General features: G+C 71.3%; 18 protein-coding genes and 1 pseudogene. 11 read left to right on the top strand and 8 right to left on the bottom strand.

The features are described from left to right. Window positions 1-91: 91 nt before the first annotated feature. From trpB to lgt, 4 genes are all read left to right on the top strand, one after another. Window positions 92-1,372 carry a tryptophan synthase subunit beta gene (trpB, locus tag ACWD04_RS13895; protein WP_451131459.1) on the top strand — a complete coding sequence of 427 codons (1,281 nt, stop codon included), beginning with the start codon at window positions 92-94 and terminating at the stop codon, window positions 1,370-1,372. Further along, a complete protein-coding gene (gene trpA, locus ACWD04_RS13890) occupies window positions 1,369-2,181 on the top strand; it encodes a tryptophan synthase subunit alpha (RefSeq protein ID WP_451131457.1) in 813 nt (270 codons plus the stop codon). The genes trpB and trpA overlap by 4 nt, the downstream gene beginning before the upstream one ends. A gap of 75 nt (window positions 2,182-2,256) precedes the next feature. Then, window positions 2,257-3,078 (top strand): DsbA family protein, encoded by an 822-nt coding sequence (locus ACWD04_RS13885; RefSeq protein ID WP_451131455.1) that lies wholly within the window; start codon window positions 2,257-2,259, stop codon window positions 3,076-3,078. A gap of 117 nt (window positions 3,079-3,195) precedes the next feature. Continuing rightward, entirely contained in the window at window positions 3,196-4,152 is a 957-nt protein-coding gene (lgt, locus tag ACWD04_RS13880; RefSeq protein WP_451131453.1) for a prolipoprotein diacylglyceryl transferase, read from the top strand. Between the two features lie 76 nt (window positions 4,153-4,228). Here the strand turns inward: lgt and ACWD04_RS13875 are convergent, their stop codons facing one another. The 7 genes and pseudogenes from ACWD04_RS13875 to ACWD04_RS13845 form a co-directional block, all read right to left on the bottom strand. Beyond that, window positions 4,229-5,047 carry an HpcH/HpaI aldolase/citrate lyase family protein gene (locus ACWD04_RS13875; protein ID WP_451131451.1) on the bottom strand — a complete coding sequence of 273 codons (819 nt, stop codon included), beginning with the start codon at window positions 5,045-5,047 and terminating at the stop codon, window positions 4,229-4,231. Next, window positions 5,044-6,240: a CaiB/BaiF CoA transferase family protein gene (locus ACWD04_RS13870; protein ID WP_451131449.1), complete on the bottom strand. Its 1,197-nt coding sequence runs from the start codon at window positions 6,238-6,240 to the stop codon at window positions 5,044-5,046. Before ACWD04_RS13870 ends, ACWD04_RS13875 begins: the two co-directional genes overlap by 4 nt. Next, window positions 6,237-6,491 (bottom strand): annotated as a pseudogene (locus tag ACWD04_RS13865) (PfkB family carbohydrate kinase); the annotation flags it as partial. The gene ACWD04_RS13870 and the pseudogene ACWD04_RS13865, both read right to left, overlap by 4 nt. Before the next feature lie 74 nt (window positions 6,492-6,565). Next, the gene (locus ACWD04_RS13860) at window positions 6,566-7,933 is read right to left on the bottom strand and encodes an ADP-ribosylglycohydrolase family protein (protein ID WP_451131447.1); all 1,368 of its coding nucleotides are present in this window, start codon (window positions 7,931-7,933) and stop codon (window positions 6,566-6,568) included. Continuing rightward, complete coding sequence (locus ACWD04_RS13855) at window positions 7,930-9,126, bottom strand: ADP-ribosylglycohydrolase family protein (RefSeq protein ID WP_451131445.1); 1,197 nt, start codon at window positions 9,124-9,126, stop codon at window positions 7,930-7,932. Before ACWD04_RS13855 ends, ACWD04_RS13860 begins: the two co-directional genes overlap by 4 nt. Continuing rightward, complete coding sequence (locus ACWD04_RS13850; protein WP_451131443.1) at window positions 9,062-10,387, bottom strand: ADP-ribosylglycohydrolase family protein; 1,326 nt, start codon at window positions 10,385-10,387, stop codon at window positions 9,062-9,064. The genes ACWD04_RS13855 and ACWD04_RS13850 overlap by 65 nt, the downstream gene beginning before the upstream one ends. Then, a complete protein-coding gene (locus tag ACWD04_RS13845) occupies window positions 10,384-11,454 on the bottom strand; it encodes an ADP-ribosylglycohydrolase family protein (protein ID WP_451131441.1) in 1,071 nt (356 codons plus the stop codon). The genes ACWD04_RS13850 and ACWD04_RS13845 overlap by 4 nt, the downstream gene beginning before the upstream one ends. Before the next feature lie 230 nt (window positions 11,455-11,684). Between ACWD04_RS13845 and ACWD04_RS13840 the strand changes: the two genes are divergently transcribed. The 3 genes from ACWD04_RS13840 to ACWD04_RS13830 all read left to right on the top strand — a co-directional run bounded on the left by ACWD04_RS13840 (window position 11,685) and on the right by ACWD04_RS13830 (window position 18,820). Continuing rightward, the gene (locus ACWD04_RS13840) at window positions 11,685-12,416 is read left to right on the top strand and encodes a VIT1/CCC1 transporter family protein (RefSeq protein WP_451131439.1); all 732 of its coding nucleotides are present in this window, start codon (window positions 11,685-11,687) and stop codon (window positions 12,414-12,416) included. A gap of 391 nt (window positions 12,417-12,807) precedes the next feature. Then, complete coding sequence (gene gltB / locus ACWD04_RS13835; RefSeq protein ID WP_451131437.1) at window positions 12,808-17,367, top strand: glutamate synthase large subunit; 4,560 nt, start codon at window positions 12,808-12,810, stop codon at window positions 17,365-17,367. Next, on the top strand, window positions 17,360-18,820 hold the full coding sequence (locus ACWD04_RS13830; protein ID WP_451131435.1) for a glutamate synthase subunit beta: 1,461 nt from the start codon (window positions 17,360-17,362) through the stop codon (window positions 18,818-18,820). Before gltB ends, ACWD04_RS13830 begins: the two co-directional genes overlap by 8 nt. A gap of 168 nt (window positions 18,821-18,988) precedes the next feature. Here the strand turns inward: ACWD04_RS13830 and ACWD04_RS13825 are convergent, their stop codons facing one another. After that, the gene (locus ACWD04_RS13825) at window positions 18,989-19,900 is read right to left on the bottom strand and encodes a rhomboid family intramembrane serine protease (protein WP_451131433.1); all 912 of its coding nucleotides are present in this window, start codon (window positions 19,898-19,900) and stop codon (window positions 18,989-18,991) included. A gap of 164 nt (window positions 19,901-20,064) precedes the next feature. On the opposite strand from ACWD04_RS13825, the gene ACWD04_RS13820 reads away from it, so the two are divergent. The 4 genes from ACWD04_RS13820 to ACWD04_RS13805 all read left to right on the top strand — a co-directional run bounded on the left by ACWD04_RS13820 (window position 20,065) and on the right by ACWD04_RS13805 (window position 23,977). Further along, window positions 20,065-20,808 carry a vWA domain-containing protein gene (locus ACWD04_RS13820; RefSeq protein WP_451131431.1) on the top strand — a complete coding sequence of 248 codons (744 nt, stop codon included), beginning with the start codon at window positions 20,065-20,067 and terminating at the stop codon, window positions 20,806-20,808. A 90-nt stretch (window positions 20,809-20,898) separates the two neighbouring features. After that, complete coding sequence (locus ACWD04_RS13815) at window positions 20,899-21,414, top strand: pyridoxamine 5'-phosphate oxidase family protein (RefSeq protein ID WP_451131429.1); 516 nt, start codon at window positions 20,899-20,901, stop codon at window positions 21,412-21,414. A 506-nt stretch (window positions 21,415-21,920) separates the two neighbouring features. Beyond that, window positions 21,921-22,124, top strand: coding sequence for a cold-shock protein (locus ACWD04_RS13810; RefSeq protein WP_015607926.1), 204 nt, complete (start codon window positions 21,921-21,923; stop codon window positions 22,122-22,124). Window positions 22,125-22,321: 197 nt separating this feature from the next. Then, entirely contained in the window at window positions 22,322-23,977 is a 1,656-nt protein-coding gene (locus ACWD04_RS13805; protein WP_451131426.1) for a DEAD/DEAH box helicase, read from the top strand. The last annotated feature ends 64 nt before the right edge of the window (window positions 23,978-24,041 follow it).

Raw genomic sequence — 24,041 nt, 5'->3', positions numbered from 1 at the left:
CCACCGCACCGACCGTCCACCGGCCGGCGTGGCGCTCAGCTCACGGCGCATACGGTGACATCACCCGTTTGTGATTCGAGGAGCACGTCGCATGTCGTCCGACTTCTTCATTCCGGACCCCGAGGGTCTGATCCCCAGCGCCGAAGGCTATTTCGGCGCGTTCGGTGGCAAGTTCATCCCGGAGGCCCTGGTCGCCGCCGTGGACGAGGTGGCCGTCGAATACGACAAGGCCAAGGCGGATCCGGCCTTCGCCGCCGAACTCGATCAGCTCATGGTCGACTACACCGGCCGTCCCAGCGCACTGACCGAGGTCCCGCGCTTCGCCGAGCACGCCGGAGGTGCCCGCGTCTTCCTCAAGCGCGAGGACCTCAACCACACCGGCTCGCACAAGATCAACAACGTGCTCGGTCAGGCCCTGCTCACCAAGCGCATGGGCAAGACCCGGGTCATCGCGGAGACCGGAGCGGGCCAGCACGGGGTCGCCACCGCGACCGCCTGTGCGCTCTTCGGCCTCGAGTGCACCATCTACATGGGTGAGATCGACACCGAGCGGCAGGCGCTGAACGTGGCGCGGATGCGGATGCTCGGCGCCGAGGTCGTCGCGGTGAAGTCCGGTTCCAGGACCCTCAAGGACGCCATCAACGAGGCGTTCCGTGACTGGGTCGCCAATGTGGACCGCACCCACTACCTCTTCGGCACCGTCGCCGGGCCGCACCCCTTTCCGGCGATGGTCCGCGACTTCCACCGGGTGATCGGCGTCGAGGCGCGCCGCCAGATCCTGGAGCGCACCGGTCGGCTGCCGGACGCTGCGGTCGCCTGTGTCGGTGGCGGCTCCAACGCGATCGGCCTCTTCCACGCCTTCATCCCGGACGCGGACGTCCGGCTGATCGGCTGCGAACCCGCCGGGCACGGTGTGGAGACCGGCGAGCACGCGGCGACCCTGACCGCGGGCGAGCCCGGGATCCTGCACGGCTCCCGCTCGTACGTCCTCCAGGACGAGGAGGGCCAGATCACGGAGCCGTACTCGATCTCGGCCGGGCTCGACTACCCGGGCATCGGCCCGGAGCACGCTTACCTGAAGGACGTCGGCCGCGGCGAGTACCGCGCGGTCACCGACGACGCCGCCATGCAGGCGCTGCGTCTCCTCTCCCGCACCGAGGGGATCATCCCGGCCATCGAGAGTGCGCACGCGCTGGCCGGGGCCCTGGAGGTCGGCAGGGAGCTCGGCAAGGACGGGCTGATCCTGATCAACCTGTCCGGCCGCGGTGACAAGGACATGGACACGGCAGCGCGGTACTTCGGGCTGTACGACGGTGCCGACGCGGTCGTCGAGGCCGATGTGGCCGACGGAGAGGAAGAGGTCACCAAGTGAGCGGCAACCGAGAGCTTCTCGAATCGACGTTTGCCAAGGCGGCATCCGAGGACCGGGCGGCGCTCATCGCCTACCTGCCCGGTGGCTTCCCGAGCGTCGACGGCGGCATCGCGGCCGTCAAGGCGGCCGTCGCGGGCGGCGCCGACGTCATCGAGGTGGGACTCCCGCACAGCGACCCGGTGCTCGACGGGCCGGTAATCCAGACCGCCGACGACATCGCGCTGCGCGGTGGCCTCAAGATCGCCGACATCATGCGGACGGTCCGTGAGACGCACGAGGCGACGGGCGCGCCGATCCTCGTCATGACGTACTGGAACCCGGTCGACCGGTACGGCGTGGAACGCTTCACCGCCGAGCTCGCAGAGGCGGGCGGCGCCGGGTGCATCCTGCCGGACCTTCCGGTCCAGGAGTCCGGGCTGTGGAGGGAGTACGCCGAGAAGCACGGGCTCGCCACCGTCTTCGTCGTCGCCCCGAGCAGCCGGGACGCGCGTCTCGCCACCATCACGGCGGCCGGCTCCGGCTTCGTGTACGCCGCCTCGTTGATGGGGGTCACCGGTACCCGTGAATCGGTCGGCGAGCAGGCCCAGGACCTGGTGCGGCGCACCCGCGCCACCACGGACCTGCCGGTCTGCGTCGGTATCGGCGTGTCCACCGCCGAGCACGCCCGGCAGGTCGCGGGCTTCGCCGACGGAGTGATCGTCGGCTCGGCCTTCGTCAAGCGGATGCTGGACGCCCCGGACGAGGCCGCGGGCCTCGCCGCCGTCCGCGCGCTTGCGGGCGAACTGGCCGAAGGCGTTCGAAAGCGCTGACAGCGCTCGTCACCCGTACGGGTGAACATCGAGGCGGGGAGGCGCTCGCGGGCCTCCCCGGTTCGTTCGCCCGGTGTGAGCGAGAAGAACCAAGACCGAAGAAGAGCCGCGCGTGACCAGCTCGTCCAGCAGCGTGAGCAGGAGCGGGCGCGCGAGCGCCGGCGCCGCACGCTGATCGTCGCGACCGCCGTGGTGGGGGTGCTGGCGCTGGCAGCCGTGATCGGCGTGATCGCCGCCAACGCCGGCAAGAACGACAAGGACAGCGAGGCCGGGCCCGCCGTCACCCCGTCCGGGGCGGTGGGGGAGGACGGACTCGCCCTCCAGGTCGGGGCCGACGACGCGCCGTCCACGCTCACCATCTGGGAGGACTTTCGCTGCCCGGTCTGCGCCCAGTTCGAGAACGCCTTCCGCGACACGATCGCGGAGCTCGCGGACAGCGGGCAGCTCAAGGTGGAGTACCACCTGGCCACGATCATCGACGGCAATCTCGGCGGCAGTGGATCGCTCCGCGCGGCCAACGCGGCCGCCTGTGCCCAGGACGTCGGCACGTTCGCGCCGTACCACGACGTCCTCTACCGCAATCAGCCCGCGGAGACCGACGACGCCTTCGGTGAGAACAGCAAGCTGATCGAGCTGGCCGGCAAGGTGGACGGCCTCGACACCCCGGCCTTCCGCAGATGTGTGGAGGACGGCACGCACGACAGCTGGGTCGAGAAGTCCGACAAGGCCTTCGCCGAGGGCGGGTTCGAGGGCACGCCGACCGCGCTGCTCAACGGCGAGTCGGTCTTCCCGAAGAAGGGGAACGAGCAGATCTCCGTGGCCAACCTGAAGAAGTGGGTCGCGGCGGCGAACAAGGGCAAGAAGCCGGGCACCGTCGGGGCGACGCCGTCGTCGTAGGTGTCGTGGACCAGGAACGCGCTCCGGCGGCGGATGCTCCGCCGGGGGTCCCGTTACCCAGAAGTTGCCGGACGGCTTGCCGCACGGACCGTCCGGCAGGGTAGCGTCGACCCCGTCATGAACCTTGCCTTCATTCCCAGCCCGTCGACCGGCGTGATCGAGCTCGGCCCGATCCCGCTCCGCGGCTACGCGTTCTGCATCATCATCGGTGTCTTCGTCGCCGTCTGGCTCGGCAACAAGCGCTGGGTCGCCCGGGGCGGCACAGCGGGCACCGTCGCCGACATCGCCGTGTGGGCCGTGCCCTTCGGCCTGGTCGGCGGCAGGCTCTACCACGTGATCACCGACTATCAGCTGTACTTCAGCGACGGTGAGAACTGGGTGGACGCCTTCAAGATCTGGGAAGGCGGCCTCGGTATCTGGGGCGCGATCGCGCTCGGCGCGGTCGGTGCCTGGATCGCCTGCCGCCGCCGCGGGATCCCGCTCCCGGCCTGGGCGGACGCGCTGGCCCCCGGTATCGCCATCGCCCAGGCGATCGGCCGCTGGGGCAACTGGTTCAACCAGGAGCTGTACGGCAAGCAGACGGATGTGCCCTGGGCGCTGAAGATCAGCGAGGGCACGAACCGGGTCGCGGGCACCTATCATCCGACGTTCCTGTACGAGTCCCTGTGGTGCGTCGGCGTCGCGCTCCTGGTCATCTGGGCGGACCGGCGCTTCAAGCTCGGACACGGCCGGGCCTTCGCGCTGTACGTCGCGGCGTACTGCGCGGGCCGCGGATGGATCGAGTACCTGCGCGTCGACGAGGCGCACCACGTACTGGGCCTCCGGCTCAACGTGTGGACCGCGATCATCGTGTTCGTGCTCGCCGTCATCTACATCGTGATCTCGGCGAAGGTGCGCCCCGGCCGCGAGGAGGTCGTCGAGCCCTCCGCGGTGAACCCGGCGGAGGACGGCGGGAAGGCCACCGACGCCGACTCCTCCGAGAACACCCCCTCCGACGCCGGCCCCGCCGAGGACGCCCCCGAGGCGCAGGCGCCGGAGGCCGACGAGAGCCCGCAGAAAGCCGACAGGAGCTGACACTCCACCCCGCATGTGCGAAAGGGCCCCGGACCACAGACACAGAGGTCCGGGGCCCTTCGCGCACGTACGGGTCTCAGCGGCGCCGCGCCAGCGAGAGAGTGCGTTCCGCGGTCGCCGCCACCGCCGCGTCGACGAACCGGCCGTCCGGCAGGGCCTGCGCCCCCGCCTCGGCCCGGGACGCGTCCAGAATCTGCTCCGCCGCCTCGACCTCACGTGCCGTGGGCCGGAACGCCCGTTCGATGACGGGCAGCTGCCGGGGATGGATCGCCGCCCGGCCGAGCAGACCGAGACCCCTCCCGTGCGCACAGGACGACCGCAGCCCGGACAGATCCCGGACATCGAGGTACACCGACATCGCGGGCGGATCGAGCCCGGCCGCCCGGGCGGCGATCACCACACGGCTGCGCGGCCAGTCGAGACCGGCATCGTCCCGCACCCCCAGATCCGCCCGGAGGTCCGCCTCGCCCAGCGCGATACCCCCCACGGCGTGATGCGCCCCGGCGATCGAGTACGCGTGCTCGATCGCCAGTGCCGACTCCAGCAGCGGATACAGCGGCACCCCCGGTGCGAGAGCCGCGACGTGGTGCACGGACGCCGCATGGGTGATCTTGGGAAGCCGCATCCCGGACAGCCCCGGCAGCCCCACCAGCGCCCTCACATCGTCCTCGCCGTGAACCCGGACATGGACCGGCACCGCCATCGGGTCCGCCGTGACCGGATCCGCGAGGAGTTCCGCCGTCGCCGCCCGTGCGTACTCCTTGCGGTCCGCGGCGACCGCGTCCTCAAGGTCGACGATCACCACGTCGGCGCCCGAGCCGAGCGCCTTCCGAACCACCTCGGGCCGGTCCCCGGGGGCGTACAGCCAGGTCAGCGCCACCGCCGGGCTGTTCACAGCGCGCCCTCGCCCCGCAGCGCCGCGATCGTCGGCGCGGGGAGCCCGAGCTCCGCCAGGATCTCGTCCGTGTCCGCTCCGTGCGGCCGGCCGGCCCAGCGGATCGCCCCCGGTGTCTGCGAGAGCCGGAACAGTACGTTCTGCATCCGCAGCGGCCCCAGCTCGGGGTCGTCGACCTCGGTGATCGTGCCCAGCGCCCGGTACTGGGGGTCCTCCATCACATCCCGTACGTCCTGGATCGGTGCGATCGCCGCCTCGGCCTTCTCGAACGCGTCCACCGCCTCCTCCCTGGTGCGCCGGGCGATCCAGTGGCCCACCGCCTCGTCGAGCTCGTCGGCGTGCTCGGCGCGTGTGGTCCCGGCGGCGAACCACGGCTCCTCGATGAGATCCGGGCGCCCCACCAGACGCATCACGCGTTCCGCGACCGACTGGGCGGAGGTCGAGACGGCCACCCAATGGCCGTCGGAGGTGCGGTAGGTGTTGCGCGGGGCGTTGTTGCGGGAGCGGTTGCCGGTCCGCGGCTGGACGTACCCGAGCTGGTCGTACCAGAGCGGCTGCGGCCCCAGTACGGTCAGGATCGGCTCGATGATCGCCATGTCCACCACCTGGCCGCGCCCGGTGCGGTCACGTCCGGCCAGTGCCGTCATCACCGCGTACGCCGTGGCGAGCGCCGCGATCGAGTCGGCGAGCCCGAACGGCGGCAGGGTCGGCGGCCCGTCCGGCTCCCCGGTGACGGCGGCGAATCCGCTCATCGCCTCGGCGAGCGTGCCGAAGCCCGGCCGGTGCGCGTACGGGCCCGTCTGCCCGAAGCCCGTGACCCTGGTCAGCACCAGCCGCGGATTGACGGCGGACAGCTCCTCCCAGCCGAGTCCCCAGCGCTCCAGAGTGCCGGGCCGGAAGTTCTCGATGATCACATCGGTGTCGGCAGCCAGGCGCAGCAGCACGTCCCGGCCGCCCGGGGCGGACAGGTCGAGGGTCAGGGTGCGCTTGTTGCGGCCGAGTAGCTTCCACCACAGGCCGACCCCGTCCTTCGCGGGGCCGTGCCCGCGCGCGGGGTCGGGCTTTCGAGGGTGCTCGACCTTGATGATCTCGGCCCCGAAGTCCCCGAGCATGGTGGCTGCGAGCGGTCCGGCGAAGAGCGTGGCGAGGTCCAGGACCCGCAGGCCGGTGAGGGGAGCGGTCGTCGTGTTCATGTGGCCCCGATCTCGCTGCGGTACGGCATGGACGTCGAGGCGCCGGGGCGCTGCACGCAGAGCGCGGCCGCCGCCGAAGCCCGGGCCGGCGCCTCCGGTACGGCCCGGCCCTCGACCAGCGCCACGGCGAGCGTCCCGACGGAGGTGGGCCCGGCGCCGGTCGTGTCGACGGCGGTGACCTCGGGGGCCGGGAACAGGACCGGCTCGCCGTTCCGGGCGGCGTACAGGCAGCCCTTCCGGCCGAGCGTGGTCTCCCCGCGCCCGGGTGCCCGGGCGACGTAGGTGGCCAGGTCCAACCTGGTGCTGCCGAGCACCGCGATCGCTGTCATGGGCGGCGTACCTCCTGATGAGTCAGTTCCGCGAGGGTGTCGAAGCCGATGGAGTCGAAGCCGGGTACGGATGTGGCGAGGCGGTTCTTGAGCGGGGCGGTCCAGCGGTCGGGCAGTGCGGCGGCCCGCCCGGCCAGCAGCCCGGCGAGCGAGCCGGCCGTCGCGCCGTTGGAGTCGGTGTCCCAGCCGCCGGACACCGCGCAGCCGATGGAGCGGCCGAAGTCCCCGTCGGCGTGGGTGAGGGCGGCGGCGAGCAGCGCCGCGTTAGGCAGGACGTGCACCCAGTGGTGGGTGGACCCGTAGGCGGCGTGGAGACGGTCCACGACCGTGTCGAAGTCCGGTTCGTCGCGGGACGCCTGAATTCCGAGGCGTACCGCGCGGGCGTACCGGGACCGGGGCGGTACCACGCGCAGCCCGGCCGCCAGGCAGCCGTGCACATCCGTCCCGCCGCCCGCCGCCTCGGCGAGTGCGGCGGCGGTGAACATCGCCCCGTACACCCCGTTGGCCGTGTGGGTGAGGACCGCGTCCCGGTGGGCCTGCTCCGCCGCGGCTCCCGGGTCGCCGGGGTGGGTCCAGCCGTGCACATCGGCCCGGATCTGGGCGCCGATCCACTCCCGGAACGGGTTGCGGTGGCGTGCGGTGTCCGGCGGCTCGATGCCGTCGAGCAGATTGCGGTACGCGATGCGCTCAGCGGTGAAGACACGGCCTGCGGGGAGCTCGTCCAGCCATAGCCGGGCGAGGTCGGACGTACTGAACCCGCGACCGTACCTCTGGAGCAACAGCACAGTCAGTAACGGGTGGTTGAGGTCGTCGTCCTCCGGCATCCCGTCAATGTTCTCGGCGAGGGAGGTGGGCGCCGAGCGGCGGTTCCATGGATACTCGGCGGTCAGCTCGGCGGGCAGCCCGCGGGCGGTGAACCAGGTGGTGAGCGGCCAGTTTCCGGTGGCGCGGGCCAGTGCGCGGATGCCGTCCAGCGGCAGCTTCTCGACCGGTTTGCCCAGCAGACAGCCGGCGGCCCGGCCCAGCCAGGCCGCGTGCAGACGGTCGGGCCCGGGGGCTACCGTACGGGTGCCCGGGGCGGGCCAGTGCGGGCAGGCGGCCCGGATCCGGTCCAGGCCGGTCGGCTCTTCGTCGGCCAACGGGCTGCGCCGCAGGGCGAGTTCGTCCAGCAGCTGCTCGGCGAGGGCGCGCAGCCGGCGCGGCGCGGCCAGCTCCGAAGCCCCCGCGCGTTCCGGGGCGGAGGCGCCGCCCGCCGCGTACCACCGCTGCCCGATGTCACCGGCGTCCCGGCCGTCCTGTGCTGCCTGGCACAGCTCATGGCCCACCAGGTCCTCCGGCTGGACCCATGTCAGACGTACGGTCACCTGCCGTCGCCCGCCAGCACGGCGAACGCCGCCTCGTGCGCGCGGCGCCGAGCCGTGTCCCGCGCGAAGATCTCCCGGGTGACCTCCGCCAAGGCCCGCGCCGGTGCGTGCAGATCGAGGCGGCTGGCCTCGCCGACCGTCTTCACCCAGGCCGCGGGGATCGCCTGCTCGCCGTGGAGCGCACCCGCGAGCGCGCCGCTCATCGTGGCGATCGAGTCGCAGTCGCGGCCGTAGTTGACCGAGCCGAGCACCGTGTGCCGGTAGTCGCCGCCGCCGACGAGCAGCATGCCGAGCGCGACCGGCAGCTCCTCGACGGAGTGCAGCCGGGAGGGCCGCCGGGCGCCGAGCGAGGGATCGCGGTAGTGGGCTCCCACCGTGTCGAACGGGGCGACGGCGGCGCGCAGCGGCACCAGCGCGGACTCGAAGTCCGTGCAGCGGGAGGCCGCTTCGCACACCGACTCGATCGCCGACCGGGTGCCGTCCTTGGCCAGGGTGAGAGCGGCCTCGACGACGGAGGCGGGAGTTGCGTCCGGGGCGCACGCGGCGGCGACGGCGGCCGCCAGCACCCCGGCCGCCTCCCGGCCGTACGAGGACTGGTGGGCCCCCGCGACATCCAGCGCCTCCGCGTATGCCGCCTCCGGATGGGCGGCGTTCACCAGTCCGACCGGCGCCATGTACATCGCCGCCCCGCAGTTGACGATGTTCCCCGAGCCCGCCTCGCGGGGGTCGGCGTGCCCGTAGTGAAGCCGCGTGACGATCCACTTCTCGGCGAGGAAGATCCGCTGCAGGGGAAGTGCCTCGGCCTCCAGCTCCGGGATCCAGCGGGGCCGTGACATCAGGTCCGGTACGAGGTGGTCGGCGACGGCGTACGCGTCGAGGTGGCTGCGCACCGTCTCGTACACCCGGACCAGCGCATGAGTCATCAGGGTGTCGTCGGTGACGTGTCCGTCCCCCTTGTGGTAAGGGGCGATGGGGCGCGCGGTGCGCCAGTCGTCGCCGTACCAGGGTCCGACGACGCCGGTCACCCGGCCGCCGTGACGTTCGGCGATCTGCTCGGGTGTCCAGCCCTCGACGGGGCCGCCGAGCGCGTCCCCCACGGCCGCGCCGACGAGGGCTCCGGTGATGCGTTCATCCAGGGTGAGCGTCGTGGTGATCGTGCCGGCCGCGAGCGGTGCGGATGTTTTGTGTGCCATGCCGGAATTGTCCCCCCGGGGTGACCGGTTCCGTGGCTGCGAGCAGTCCGGCGAGTTCGACGAGATCCGTGCCCGCCAGCCTGGGAAGTGCGCACCCGGCCAGCGTCCGGCAGGCCTCCCGCCAGCCCGCGGGCACGGTCGCCGCCCCGCCCAGCACCCCGGTCAGGGACCCGGCGAGCGCGGGCGCCGAGTCGGCGACCCTGGACAGACAGGCGGCGGCGGGGACGGCCTGGGTGAACGCGCCCCGGGCCGCGGTCGTCAGGGCGAGGGCGACCGGCACGGTCTCGGCCGCGGCGATCCCGTAGCTGTAGACGTGGTCCACGATCTGATGCTCCAGCACGGGGACGAGTGCGAAGGCGCCCGCCGCCTCGCCGGCGAACTCCCGGGCCAGCCGGACGGCATGGACGGCGTTGCGGGCGATTTCGGTACCGTCCGGAAGCTGGTCGAGCGCGGCGTCCACCACCGTGTCGACGTCCGCCCCGGCCAGAGCCTCGGCGACCGCGGCGGCGATGGCGCGCGCGCCGTGCACCCCGTCACCGTCCTGGGTGTAACGGGCGTCGAACTCGGCGAGCCCGGCCGCTGCCGCCGGGTCGCCGGGGTGCATCACCGCGAGCACGGCGGCCCGCACACAGGCCGCGTCGTCGAAGTAGTGCGGATTGTCGTGGCCGGTGGCGGGCGGGCGCAGTCCGGCGGCCAGATTGCCGAGGCCGGCACGTACGGAGATCCGGGCCCGCAGCGGCAGGACGGCGGACTCGACCTCGGGGGCCCGGGCGCTCGCGGCGGCGACCTTCGCGGCCAGCGCGTTCCACGACCGGTCGATCGCGTCCCGCACCCGGTGGCCGGGGGAGAGGCCCGGGGCGTGGTCGGCGGCGGCGGCCAGCACGGTCCGGGCGGCGAACGCGGCCCACTCCGCGTCGTCGGACGGGCCGAGCCGCAGCGGTTCCGGTGGCTGGTTGAGGGCGATGGGCACGGGCAGCGTCGTCGTCGCGTTCTGTTCCGCGAAGGTGTCCAGCTCCCGGGTGAGCCGCCGCGTCCACTCCGGCATCCGGGCCGCCCGGTGCCGCGCGGCGGGCCACCCGGCGGCGTCCCCGGCGGCCAGCCCGAGCAGCAGCCCCTCGATCCTGGACTGCCTGCCCGGAGCGCCGTGGCCCCCGGCGCCGGTCGCGGCCGCCGGTTCGGCGGTGATCCGGATGGCCACGTGCGGGGCGGACTCCGCCGGGGTGGCGGGCGCGCCCTGCGGGGCGCGGCCGGCGGCGGTCACCGGGTGTCCAGCCGGTCGCCGGAACCGGTCGCGGCTGCGGGCTCCCGGCCCGGTGCGCGCGGCACCCCTGGATCGTCCCCGTCGTCCGGGGTCAGCAGTTCCGCGATGTCCAGGACGTGATAGCCGCGCATCGACGGCAGACAGCTGCCGTGCACCGGGCCGATCGCCGCCGCCCAGTCCGAGGGGATCGCCGACGCTCCGTGCAGGGCGCCGGCCAGCGCACCCGTCACGGCGGCCGTGGTGTCGGCGTCCCGGCCCATGTTCACGGCCGTGAGTACCGCCGTACGGAAATCACCCCGCGCCGCCGTGAGTGCGCCGAAGGCCAGGCCCACCGCCTCCGGCGCCAGATCCGTCCACGGGTAGCCGCCGATCACCACTGCGGAGCGCACCGCGCGCTCCGCGGTCAGTGGGTCCGGATACGAGCGCTGCGCGGCCGTGACCGCGCGGCGCAGCGAGCGGGCCGTCCAGGAGTCCATCGGTACGACCGAGAGTGCGGCGGCGATGACGGAGGCGAGCCCCGCTCCCACCATCGCGGCCGCCACCCCCGCCGCGACCGCCTGCCCGCCGTAGATGCCCTCCCCGTCATGGCTGACCCGCCCGTCCACCGCCACCAGGCGCGCGGCCTCGGCAGGCCGGCCCGCCGCGAACACCCCGAACGGCGCCGCCCGCATCGCGAGACCGTCACTCCAGGCGTGCCGGTGCTGGGCCGAGATGGGGGCGGCGAGGCCACGCCGCAGATTCTCCAGCGTGCCGCGCTCGCTGAATCCGGCGCCCCGGAACGGGCCCTCGTCCAGATCGGCGATCCAGTGGTGCCAGGCCCGTTCGACATGCGAGACGGTGAGCGCCGAGCCGTGCCTGGCCAGCAGCAGCCCGGAGAAGATCGCGTACTCGGTGTCGTCGGTCCCGGCCGGATCGTCGCTGACGAAGCCCTCGATGCGGCCCCAGCGGCGGCGGATCTCGGACGGACGCATGTTCTCCGCCGGGGCGCCGAGCGCGTCGCCCACCGCGAGCCCCAGCAACGCCCCCCGGGCCCGGTCACCCGTGCTCGCCATCGGGCTGTCCGCCATGAGCTCCATCGTGTCGACCCTTCGCTCGCACCCGGAAAGACCGGATACGCGAGGTATCCCCGATCACGCCGAAGAGAGGCTCGCATTTCGTACAGATCGGCCGCCCGGGTGAAGCCCTCACAGCAGGTAAGTTCGGCCTTCCTTGCTGGCGGGAGGCCATTTTCGTGCGTACTTTCGATGATGTGGGGTGGGAGAGGGCAAGGGCCCGCTCCCGGAAAAAGGGGAGAGCTGTGTCCATCATCGAGACCGACGCCGTACTGCACGAGGCGCACCGGGACAACCACACCCACCGTGACGTCAACGGCGGCTGGCTGCGGCCCGCGGTGTTCGGTGCCATGGACGGCCTCGTCTCCAACCTCGCCCTGATGACGGGCGTCGCCGGAGGAGCGGTGTCCCAGCAGACCATCGTCATCACGGGACTGGCCGGGCTCGCCGCCGGTGCGTTCTCGATGGCGGCGGGGGAGTACACCTCCGTCGCCTCGCAGCGCGAGCTCGTCGAGGCCGAGCTCGCCGTCGAGCGGCGCGAGCTGCGCAAGCACCCCGTGGACGAGATGCGGGAGCTCGCCGCGCTCTACGAGTCCCGCGGAGTCGAGCCCGCGCTCGCCCGGGAGGTCGCGCGGCAGCTGTCCAGGGACCCCGAGCAGGCTCTCGAAATACACGCCCGCGAGGAACTGGGCATCGACCCGGGCGACCTGCCCTCGCCGCTCGTGGCCGCCTTGTCCTCCTTCGGCGCCTTCGCGCTGGGCGCCCTGCTGCCCGTGCTGCCCTTCCTGCTCGGCGCCACCTCCATGTGGCCCGCCGTGCTGCTCGCCCTGGCCGGCCTGTTCGGCTGCGGAGCGGTGGTGGCCAGGGTGACGGCACGCACCTGGTGGTTCAGCGGGCTGCGCCAGCTCCTGCTCGGCGGAGCCGCCGCGGCGATCACGTACGGACTGGGCGCGCTGTTCGGTGTGGCCGTCGGCTGAGCCCTCCCGGGGCGGCGAGGTTACCTTGGTGTGACGTACGTCTTGACTCACGTCGCTGGGCGGATCCGGTATGTCCACCGTAAAATGGGACGCTATGCGGCACTGCACATAAGTAGCCGTTACTCCGCGGTTTCGATTCCATGACCACCGGGCAAGAGCCGTAGACACTCGCGGGCAACGACGCCTGCTCTCTGCGGTCTCCCCGGACGGTGATCCACAAGGATCCCTCCGATCATGACCCCACCAGCACCACGACTCCGTGGTGTCCGCATGCTGGAACAGTCTTTCCGCTTTTTGAGAAGCGTTCCATCATGTAACCTGCACGAAATTTCGCAGAGGGCCAGAGTCGTCCCTCGGCACAGCACATGCCACGACGACGACGGGAGAGCCAATGCGTTCCGACGCCTGGTCGCCCATGGACGGTCGCCCTGTCCAGCAGGGGATGTACGACCCCCGTAACGAGCACGACGCCTGTGGCGTCGGGTTCGTGGCCACTCTGACCGGTGTGGCCAGCCATGAGCTGGTCGAGCAGGCGCTGACCGTACTGCGCAACCTCGAACACCGCGGCGCCACAGGATCCGAGCCCGACTCGGGTGACGGCGCCGGCATTCTCCTTCAGGTTCCGGACGCCTTCCTCCGCGAAGAGGCCGCGTTCGAGCTCCCCGAGGCCGGCTCATACGCCGTCGGCATCGCCTTCCTGCCCGCGGACGACTCCACCGACTCCGTCAAGCAGATCGAGAAGATCGCCGCCGAGGAGGGCCTCGACGTCCTCGGCTGGCGCCAGGTCCCGGTCACGCCGGACATCCTCGGCAACGGCGCCCGCGCCGTCATGCCGGAGTTCCGCCAGCTGATCGTCGCCGACGGCACGAGCACCGGCATCGCGCTGGACCGCAAGGCATTCGTCCTGCGCAAGCGCGCCGAGCGTGAGGCCGGGGTGTACTTCCCCTCGCTCTCGGCACGCACGATCGTCTACAAGGGCATGCTCACCACCGGGCAGCTGGAGCCGTTCTTCCCGGACCTCTCCGACCACCGCTTCGCCACCACGGTCGCGCTGGTCCACTCCCGCTTCTCCACCAACACCTTCCCGAGCTGGCCGCTCGCCCACCCGTACCGCTTCGTCGCGCACAACGGCGAGATCAACACGGTCAAGGGCAACCGCAACTGGATGAAGGCCCGGGAGTCCCAGCTCGCCTCCAGCCTCTTCGGAGAAGCGCAGCTCGACCGGATCTTCCCCGTCTGCACCCCCGACGCCTCCGACTCGGCCTCCTTCGACGAGGTCCTGGAGCTGCTCCACCTCGGCGGCCGCTCGCTGCCGCATTCGGTGCTGATGATGGTCCCCGAGGCGTGGGAGAACCACGCGTCCATGGACCCGGCCCGCCGCGCCTTCTACCAGTACCACTCCACGATGATGGAGCCCTGGGACGGCCCGGCCTGCGTCACCTTCACCGACGGCACCCAGGTCGGCGCGGTCCTGGACCGCAACGGACTGCGCCCCGGTCGCTACTGGGTCACCGACGACGGCCTCGTCGTCCTCTCCTCCGAGGTCGGCGTCCTGGACATCGACCCGGCCAAGGTCGTCCGCAAGGGCCGCCTCCAGCCCGGCAAGATGTTCCTCGTCGACACCGCCGAGCACCGCATCGTCGAGGACGACGAGATCAAGGCGTCCCTGGCCGCCGAGAACCCGTACCAGGAGTGGCTGGAAACCGGCGAGATCGAGCTCGAGGACCTCCCCGAGCGCGAGCACATCGTCCACACCCACGCCTCGGTCACCCGCCGCCAGCAGACCTTCGGCTACACCGAGGAGGAACTCCGCGTCCTCCTCGCCCCGATGGCCCGCACCGCCGGTGAACCGCTCGGCTCGATGGGTACCGACTCGCCGATCGCCGCGCTCTCCGAGCGCCCCCGGCTGCTCTTCGACTACTTCACCCAGCTCTTCGCCCAGGTCACCAACCCGCCGCTGGACGCCATCCGCGAGGAGCTCGTCACCTCGCTGCGCTCCACGCTCGGCCCCCAGGGGAACATCCTGGAGCCGAGCCCCGCCGCGTGCCGCGCGGTCACGCTGCCCTTCCCGGTGATCGACAACGACGAGCTGGCCAAGCTCATACACATCAACGCCGACGGCGACATGCCGGGCATGAAGGCCGCGACCCTCTCCGGCCTCTACCGTGTCAGCGGAGGCGGCGAGGCCCTCGCCACCCGGATCGAGCAGATCACCACCGAGGTCGACGCCGCCATAGAGGACGGTGCCCGCCTCATCGTCCTGTCCGACCGGCACTCCGACGCCGAGCACGCGCCGATCCCCTCGCTGCTGCTCACCTCCGCCGTCCACCACCACCTCATCCGCACCAAGCAGCGCACCCAGGTGGGCCTGCTGGTCGAGGCCGGCGACGTCCGCGAGGTCCACCACGTCGCGCTGCTCATCGGTTACGGCGCCGCCGCCGTCAACCCGTACCTCGCGATGGAGTCCGTCGAGGACCTCGTCCGCGCCGGTACGTTCATCGAGGGCATCGAGCCCGAGCTGGCCATCCGCAACCTGATCTACGCCCTCGGCAAGGGCGTCCTGAAGGTCATGTCCAAGATGGGCATCTCGACCGTCGCCTCCTACCGCGGCGCCCAGGTCTTCGAGGCCGTCGGCCTCGACGAGGCCTTCGTCGCCCAGTACTTCAACGGCACCGCCACCAAGATCGGCGGCGCCGGACTCGACGTCGTCGCCAAGGAGGTCGCCGCCCGGCACACCAAGGCGTACCCCGCCTCCGGCATCTCCGCCTCGCACCGCGCGCTGGAGATCGGCGGCGAGTACCAGTGGCGCCGTGAGGGCGAGCCGCACCTGTTCGACCCGGAGACGGTCTTCCGCCTCCAGCACGCCACCCGTAACCGCCGGTACGACATCTTCAAGAAGTACACCGGCCGGGTCAACGAGCAGTCCGAGCGCCTGATGACGCTCCGCGGACTGTTCGGCTTCAGGAGCGGCCGCGAGCCGATCTCCATCGACGAGGTCGAGTCCGCAGCCGCCATCGTCAAGCGCTTCTCCACCGGCGCCATGTCGTACGGCTCCATCTCCCAGGAAGCGCACGAGACGCTCGCCGTCGCCATGAACCAGCTGGGCGGCAAGTCCAACACCGGTGAGGGAGGCGAGGACTCCGAGCGTCTCTACGACCCGGCGCGCCGCTCGTCCATCAAGCAGGTCGCCTCCGGCCGCTTCGGTGTCACCAGCGAATACCTGGTCAACGCGGACGACATCCAGATCAAGATGGCGCAGGGCGCCAAGCCCGGCGAGGGCGGTCAGCTGCCCGGCCACAAGGTCTACCCGTGGGTCGCCAAGACCCGGCACTCCACCCCGGGTGTCGGCTTGATCTCGCCCCCGCCGCACCACGACATCTACTCCATCGAGGACCTGGCTCAGCTGATCCACGACCTCAAGAACGCCAACCCGGCGGCCCGCGTCCACGTGAAGCTGGTCTCCGAGGTCGGCGTCGGAACGGTCGCGGCGGGTGTCTCCAAGGCCCACGCGGACGTCGTCCTCATCTCCGGCCACGACGGCGGCACGGGCGCCTCGCCGCTCACCTCGCTCAAGCACGCGGGCGGCCCCTGGGAGCTCGGCCTCGCCGAGACCCAGCAGACCCTGCTGCTCAACGGCCTGCGCGACCGCATCGTCGTCCAGACCGACGGCCAGCTCAAGACCGGCCGCGACGTCGTCATCGCCGCGCTGCTGGGCGCCGAGGAGTTCGGTTTCGCGACCGCGCCGCTCGTCGTCTCCGGCTGCGTCATGATGCGCGTCTGCCATCTCGACACCTGCCCGGTCGGCATCGCCACCCAGAACCCCGTCCTGCGTGACCGGTTCTCCGGCAAAGCCGAATACATCGTCAACTTCTTCGAGTTCATCGCCGAAGAGGTGCGCGAGATCCTCGCCGAGCTCGGCTTCCGCACGATCGAGGAGGCCGTCGGCCACGCCGAACTCCTCGACACCGAGCGGGCCGTCACCCACTGGAAGGCGCAGGGCCTCGACCTCGAGCCGCTCTTCTACGTGCCCGAGCTCGCCGAGGGCGCGGTGCGCCACCAGATCGCCGAGCAGGACCACGGGCTGGCCAAGGCCCTCGACAACGAGCTGATCAAGCTCGCCGCCGACGCCCTGGGCGCCGACAGCGCCGAGGCGGCGCAGCCCGTCCGGGCGCAGATCGCGATCCGCAACATCAACCGCACCGTCGGCACCATGCTCGGCCACGAGGTGACCAAGAAGTTCGGCGGTGCGGGCCTGCCCGACGACACCATCGACATCACCTTCACCGGTTCCGCGGGCCAGTCCTTCGGCGCGTTCGTACCGCGCGGTGTGACGCTGCGACTGGAGGGCGACGCCAACGACTACGTCGGCAAGGGCCTCTCCGGCGGCCGCGTCATCGTCCGCCCGGACCGCGGCGCCGACCACCTCGCCGAATACTCCACCATCGCCGGTAACACCATCGGCTACGGCGCGACCAGTGGGGAGCTGTTCCTCCGCGGCCGGACCGGCGAGCGCTTCTGCGTCCGCAACTCCGGTGCCACGGTCGTTTCGGAAGGCGTGGGCGACCACGGCTGCGAGTACATGACCGGGGGCCACGCGGTCGTCCTCGGCGAGACCGGGCGCAACTTCGCCGCAGGTATGTCCGGCGGTGTCGCGTACGTCATCGACCTCGACCTCCACAACGTCAACACCGGCAACGTCGGCGCCGTGGAGAACCTCGACGACACCGACAAGCAGTGGCTGCACGACGTCGTGCGCCGCCACCAGGAGGAGACCGGCTCCACGGTCGCCGAGAAGCTGCTGAGCGACTGGGACTCCGCGGTCGCCCGCTTCAGCAAGATCATCCCGTCCACCTACAAGGCAGTGCTCGCCGCCAAGGACGCCGCTGAGCTCGCCGGTCTCTCCGAGCAGGAGACCACCGAGAAGATGATGGAGGCGGCGACCAATGGCTGACCCCAAGGGCTTCCTGACCACCGGACGCGAGGTCGCCAAGACCCGCCCCGTCGGCGAGCGCGTCAAGGACTGGAACGAGGTCTACGTTCCGGGATCGCTGCTCCCGATCATCAGCAAGCAGGCCGGCCGCTGCATGGACTGCGGCATCCCGTTCTGCCACAACGGCTGTCCCCTCGGAAACCTCATCCCCGAGTGGAACGACTACGCCTACCGCGAGGACTGGTCGGCGGCCTCCGAGCGCCTGCACGCCACGAACAACTTCCCGGAGTTCACGGGCCGGCTGTGCCCCGCTCCGTGCGAGTCGGCGTGTGTCCTCGGCATCAACCAGCCGGCCGTCACCATCAAGAACGTGGAAGTCAGCATCATCGACAAGGCGTGGGACAGCGGCGACGTCACCCCGCAGCCGCCCGAGCGCCTCTCCGGCAAGACCGTCGCCGTCATCGGCTCGGGCCCGGCGGGTCTCGCCGCCGCCCAGCAGCTGACCCGGGCCGGCCACACCGTCGCCGTCTTCGAGCGCGCGGACCGCATCGGAGGACTCCTCCGCTACGGCATCCCCGAGTTCAAGATGGAGAAGTCGCACATCAACCGCCGCATCGAGCAGATGCGTGCGGAAGGCACCAAGTTCCGTACGGAGGTGGAGATCGGCAAGGACATCGACGCCGCCAAGCTCCGACGCCGCTACGACGCGGTCGTCATCGCCGCCGGTGCCACCGTCTCCCGCGACCTGCCCGTGCCGGGCCGCGAACTGAACGGCGTGCACTTCGCGATGGAATACCTCCCGCTCGCCAACAAGGTGCAGGAGGGCGACCTGACGGTCTCCCCGATCACCGCCGAGGGCAAGCACGTCGTCGTCATCGGCGGCGGCGACACCGGCGCCGACTGCGTCGGCACCGCCCACCGGCAGGGCGCGGCCTCCGTCACCCAGCTGGAGATCATGCCGCAGCCGGGCGAGGAGCGGAACGCCAACCAGCCCTGGCCGACCTTCCCGATGCTCTACAAGGTCACCTCCGCGCACGAGGAGGGCGGCGAGCGGCTCTACTCCGTCTCCACCACCCACTTCGAGGGTGACGAGAACGGAAACGTCCAGTCCCTGCACCTCATCGAGGTGGAGTTCAAGGACGGCAAGCTGGAGCAGAAGGCCGGCACCGAGCGGGTCATCCCGGCCCAGCTCGTCACCCTGGCCATGGGCTTCACCGGCACCGACCAGGCCAACGGCCTCGTCCAGCAGTTCGGCCTGGAGCTCGACGCCCGCGGCAACATCGCCCGCGACGAGGACTACGCGACCAACGTCGACGGCGTCTACGTCGCCGGTGACGCCGGCCGCGGCCAGTCCCTCATCGTCTGGGCCATCGCCGAGGGCCGCTCCGCGGCGCGCGGCGTGGACCGCTTCCTGACCGGTACCAGCGCTCTGCACGCCCCGATCCGCCCGACCGACCGTTCCCTGATGGTCTGATCAGGCGCACAGACGTCCCGTACAACGGCGTACGGAACTGAACGCGGCGCCCGCCTCGTCCCCGACCGGACCAAGGCGGGCGCTGCGGCATGTCCGGGCGCGGGCTCGGCCCCGGAGCTGTCCGGGAGCACGGCCCGGCGCCCACCGGCCGCAGCGGCGTCGTACGCGTCATCCCCCGGTCAGGGAAGCCGTCCGCAGCAGCACGACGACGGCCAGCAGCACCACCAGGAGCCCGCCGCCCGCCAGCTGCGTCGCTGACGTCCGCAGCTTCGCCGGCGCGTAGGCCAGCCCGTACGTCACCAGACCACCGGTCAGCAGGCCGCCCAGGTGGCCCTCCCACGAGGTGAACGCGGCGGAGATCACCATCCACAGCAGGAAACCGGCCATGAAGCGGTTGACCGCCCGCATGTCCCGGCCCAGACGCCGGTTGATCACGTAGAACGACGCCGCCAGACCGAAGATCGCACCGGATGCGCCGACCGCCGTCGTCTCCGGCGAGACCAGGTACACCAGCACCGAACCGCCCACCGCGGCCAGCACATACAGCGCGAGATACCGGGCCCGGCCCAGCTGCCCCTCCACGACCCGGCCCAGATTCCACAACGCGAGCATGTTGAAGACCAGGTGCATCACACCGAACGACGCGTCGGGCGGCAGATGCAGGAAGGCACCCGTCAGCAGTCGGTACCACTCACCGTCGGCCACCCCCGTCAGCTCCAGGCCGGGGTAGGTCTCACCCTTGTAGTAGTACTGCCCGCCCGACGGGTCGACCAGCACCGCCCCGAGCATCCCGAACCGGTCCACCGTCTCGGACCGGACCACCTCGACGATGTACGCGGCGATGTTCAGCACCATCAGCACATACGTCACGACCGGCGTCGCGGCGCTCGGCACCGCGCCGCCGAACAGCGAGCGGGCCTGACGGACCGAACGCTGCCCCTCCTGCACGCACTCCACGCAGTGGTGCCCGACCGACGCCTCACGCATGCAGTCGGGGCAGATGTAGCGGTCGCAACGCGTGCAGCGCACATAGGTCTCGTACGACGGGTGGCGGTAACACGTGGTGGCGGCGGCCTCCATGGCCGGCTCCTTCATTCGTGAACGGGAGGAGGACCGCCGGGGGCGGCGGCGCTCAAGATAGCGAACGCAGGTGAAGAGCGGCACACCTGGGTGCGCCCGGGTGCCTTACGCTCAAAACCGCCGTAGCCGCCAGGGCAGAAGCCCGTGCCCGATCGGAGCCCCACATGACAGACGAGCCCGGCACCGCGGGTCCGGCCATCAGTCTGCACAAGGTGCGGGAACAGGCACCTGCGCTCGCCGGGCACTACGAGAGCGCCCGCGTGTCCCTGGAGAAGCACGGGATGCGCGGCGGACGAGCCGCCGTCTACCTGGTGCTCGACCACTCCGGGTCGATGAAGGACTACTACAAGGACGGCAGCGTCCAGGCCCTCGCGGACCGGGTGCTCGGGCTCTCGGCCCATCTGGACGACGACGGACGGGTGCCCGTCGTCTTCTTCTCCACGGACATCGACGCCGTCACCGACATATCCCTCGACAACCACCACGGCCGCATCGACACCATCGTGGCCGGCCTCGGACACATGGGGAAGACCAGCTACCACCTGGCCATGGACGCCGTGATCGACCACTACCTCGACAGCGGCTCGACCGCGCCCGCCCTCGTCGTCTTCCAGACCGACGGCGGCCCGATCAGCAAGCACGCGGCGGAACGCTATCTCTGCAAGGCGGCGAAACTGCCGCTGTTCTGGCAGTTCATCGGCTTCGGCAACAAGCGGAGCTCGCAGTTCGACTTCCTGCGCAAGCTCGACGAACTCGCTGTCCCGGCCAAGCGTCCGGTCGACAACGCAGGCTTCTTCCACGCGGGACCCGACCCCCGCACCCTCCCGGACGCCGAGCTGTACGACCGGCTCGTCGCCGAATTCCCGCACTGGCTGACGGCGGCCCGCGCACAGGGGCTGGTCAGGTGACACCGCCGCACGGCGTTCGCGACAAGACGGCGTCCGATCCGGTGAAGCGGGGGCGAACCGCGACAGAAGATGTCCTGATTACGGGGTTCGATGGCACCCATGACATCGACACCTGGTTCATGGCAGGGCTTCCGGACGGCCGAGCCGGCCTTCGCCGACACCGTGCAGAAACGCTTCCAGCAGTACAGGCACCACGTCCTCGCGACCCTGCGCGTGGACGGCTCACCCAGGGTCACCGGCCTGGAGGTGAGCTTCCACCTGGACACACTGTGGTTCGGCATGATGCCGAACTCGCGCAAGGCGCTCGATCTGCGGCGCGACCCGCGCTTCGCCATCCAGGCCAACCCGGGGCCGGACGCGGAGATGACTGACGGGGACATCCGCGTCTCCGGCTGGGCGGTGGAGATCACCGACGGCGCCGTGCGGGCCCGCTTCGTCGAGGAGGTGACCCCGCCGGAGCCCTTCCTCCTCTTCCGCGCCGGCCCCACGGAGGTGGTCCGCACCGGGCTCGACGGCGATGACCTCGTCGTCCAGGTGTGGCGCCCCGGCCACCCGCTGCGCACCCTGCGCAGGAAGGGTGACGAAAGCCCGGTCCGCGCGTCGTGACGCCCTGCCCGCGGCCACGCGGTACCCGTTCGGCGTAACCCCTGCCGCGCAGTCGGCTGCCCGCCGGGGCGTGGTCCGGAAGGGCGCCGCCTCGGCAACCAGGTGAACCGGCCTCTCGTGTGGGAGTGCCCGGTTCCTGTCGCGCCGCCCCGGAAGGTCGTGGGAATGCGAGGTTCCGGCACTCCGCGAGGGGCCCGGAGGCCATGGGGGAACAGGGCGGGAAGCATCCGGGAACGATTCCGGAACCCTTCGTGAACGGTCCCCGCCAACGTGCTGGTCAGCACTTCTTCCGACGCGCCGGGGCAGGTTGATCTGCCGCTCGCCGACAGAACGTGCTACGGTTGCCGAGTTGCAGTTTTGGTACCCATGAACATTATGTGCGCCTGACGGGAACCCTCCTCAGGCGCTTTATTGTTTTCCGGCTTTCTCCGGATGGGGCTCAATGCGGCGACTTGGAATTCGTAAAGTGCGGATTTCCGGCACTGCACCTCTTTTAGGAGAATGACATGGCTACTGGAACCGTGAAGTGGTTCAACTCGGAAAAGGGCTTCGGCTTCATCGAGCAGGACGGCGGCGGCGCCGACGTCTTCGCCCACTACTCCAACATCGCCACCCAGGGCTTCCGTGAGCTCCAGGAGGGCCAGAAGGTCTCCTTCGACGTCACGCAGGGCCAGAAGGGCCCGCAGGCGGAGAACATCGTCCCGGCCTAATCGCCGGACGCGTACCTCGCGACCGGGGCCCGCACCGTCAAGGTGCGGGCCCCGGTTTGTGCTGTTTCCGACTCCTCCTTTCCCGGTTCGGCTCCGCCACCGGGACATCTGCAATGTGCTTGCATCCTGGGGCGCACATCAAGCAGTCCACAGCAGTCGGCAGTAACCCCAGGAATCCCCCAGGAGGGCAATTCCGTATGACCCGCTCCGAACGCCAGGACCGACCGACCCGCAACCGCCCGATAAAGGGGCGCGGCACGGACCGGGCACAGACGAACACCCGAGGATCCGGCAAGGCACCGGCCCGTCGCAGGACCGCGCCGGCCCAGGGCGGCGAGTTCGCCCTGCCGGAGACCCTGACCCCCGCGCTGCCCGCCGTCGACGCCTTCGACGACCTGGACATGCCCGCCGCGCTGCTGAAGACCCTCGCCGCACAGGGCATGACCGACCCCTTCCCCATCCAGGGCGCCACCCTGCCGAACTCGCTGGCCGGCCGGGACATCCTCGGCCGTGGCCGCACCGGCTCGGGCAAGACCCTGGCCTTCGGCCTGGCTCTGCTCGCCCGCACCGCAGGACGCCGCTCCGAGCCGCACGCCCCGCTGGCCCTCGTCCTCGTTCCCACCCGCGAGCTCGCCCAGCAGGTCACCGACGCGCTGACCCCGTACGCAACCTCGGTGAACCTGCGCGTCGCCACCGTCGTCGGCGGCATGTCGATCAGCAGGCAGTCCGGGGCGCTGCGCCGCGGCGCCGAGGTGCTCGTCGCCACGCCGGGCCGGCTCAAGGACCTCATCGAGCGCGGCGACTGCCGCCTCGACCAGGTGTCGATCACCGTCCTCGACGAGGCCGACCAGATGGCCGACATGGGCTTCATGCCGCAGGTCGTCGCCCTGCTCAAGCAGGTCGAACCGGACGGGCAGCGGATGCTCTTCTCCGCGACCCTCGACAAGAACATCGACCGGCTGGTCAAGATGTTCCTCACCGATCCGGTCGTGCACTCGGTCGACCCGTCGGCCGGTGCCGTCACCACCATGGAGCACCATGTGCTGCACGTGGCGGACGAGACCGACAAGAAGGCCGTCGCCACCCGCATCGCCGCCCGTGACGGCCGGGTGATCATGTTCGTGGACACCAAGCGTGCCGCCGACCGCTTCGCCAAGCGGCTCCTCGCCAGCGGCGTACGGGCCGCGGCCCTGCACGGCGGCCGGTCCCAGCCGCAGCGCAACCGGACGCTGGACCAGTTCAAGAACGGTCAGGTCACCGCGCTCGTGGCGACGAACGTGGCGGCCCGGGGTATCCACATCGACGACCTGGACCTGGTCGTCAACGTGGACCCGCCGACCGACCACAAGGACTACCTCCACCGTGGCGGACGCACCGCGCGCGCCGGGGAGTCCGGCAGCGTCGTCACGCTCGTGCTGCCGGAGGAGAAGCGCGAGATGACCCGGCTGATGCAGGACGCGGGCATCGCGCCGCGCACCACCCGGATCAAGTCCAGCGACGAGGAGCTCAGCAGGATCACCGGGGCCCGCGAGCCGTCCGGCGTCGCGATCGTCATCGAGGTGCCGCAGCCGACGCAGCCCAAGCCGCGTACGCGCGGCGGGAGTCAGGGCTCCGGCCCGGCAGCCGGTGGATCCTTCCGCTCGGGCAGCCGGGGCCGTGGCCGACGCGGTGGAACGGGCGCGGGCACGGGTGCCGCACAGAGCGGCGGTGGTGCGGCCCGTGCTGGAGCCGGCGGCGGTGCGGCCCGTGGCGGCGCCGGCAGCGCGGCCGGATCCGCCCGCGGTGCCGGATCCGGCCGGGCCGGCGGCACGGGGCGCGGCAGCGCTCCCGGCCGTGGCCGCCGGGCAGCGTGACCACAGGGCGCGGTGACCGGCTCCCGCCGGGCGCCGCGCCCCTCCTCACTCCCAGGTCGTACCC

The sequence above is a fragment of the Streptomyces sp. NPDC002911 genome, from assembly GCF_053591835.1.
This window is presented reverse-complemented; position numbering and strand designations above follow the sequence as displayed.

What these genes read in the sequence shown, in the direction of transcription:
- trpB (WP_451131459.1), top strand. Translation starts at nt 92, where the DNA reads ATGTCGTCCGACTTCTTCATTCCGGACCCCGAGGGTCTGATCCCCAGC.
- lgt (WP_451131453.1), top strand. Translation starts at nt 3,196, where the DNA reads ATGAACCTTGCCTTCATTCCCAGCCCGTCGACCGGCGTGATCGAGCTC.
- ACWD04_RS13870 (WP_451131449.1), bottom strand. Translation starts at nt 6,240, where the DNA reads ATGAACACGACGACCGCTCCCCTCACCGGCCTGCGGGTCCTGGACCTC.
- ACWD04_RS13855 (WP_451131445.1), bottom strand. Translation starts at nt 9,126, where the DNA reads ATGGCACACAAAACATCCGCACCGCTCGCGGCCGGCACGATCACCACG.
- ACWD04_RS13845 (WP_451131441.1), bottom strand. Translation starts at nt 11,454, where the DNA reads ATGGCGGACAGCCCGATGGCGAGCACGGGTGACCGGGCCCGGGGGGCG.
- gltB (WP_451131437.1), top strand. Translation starts at nt 12,808, where the DNA reads ATGCGTTCCGACGCCTGGTCGCCCATGGACGGTCGCCCTGTCCAGCAG.
- ACWD04_RS13830 (WP_451131435.1), top strand. Translation starts at nt 17,360, where the DNA reads ATGGCTGACCCCAAGGGCTTCCTGACCACCGGACGCGAGGTCGCCAAG.
- ACWD04_RS13825 (WP_451131433.1), bottom strand. Translation starts at nt 19,900, where the DNA reads ATGGAGGCCGCCGCCACCACGTGTTACCGCCACCCGTCGTACGAGACC.
- ACWD04_RS13820 (WP_451131431.1), top strand. Translation starts at nt 20,065, where the DNA reads ATGACAGACGAGCCCGGCACCGCGGGTCCGGCCATCAGTCTGCACAAG.
- ACWD04_RS13815 (WP_451131429.1), top strand. Translation starts at nt 20,899, where the DNA reads ATGGCACCCATGACATCGACACCTGGTTCATGGCAGGGCTTCCGGACG.
- ACWD04_RS13810 (WP_015607926.1), top strand. Translation starts at nt 21,921, where the DNA reads ATGGCTACTGGAACCGTGAAGTGGTTCAACTCGGAAAAGGGCTTCGGC.
- ACWD04_RS13805 (WP_451131426.1), top strand. Translation starts at nt 22,322, where the DNA reads ATGACCCGCTCCGAACGCCAGGACCGACCGACCCGCAACCGCCCGATA.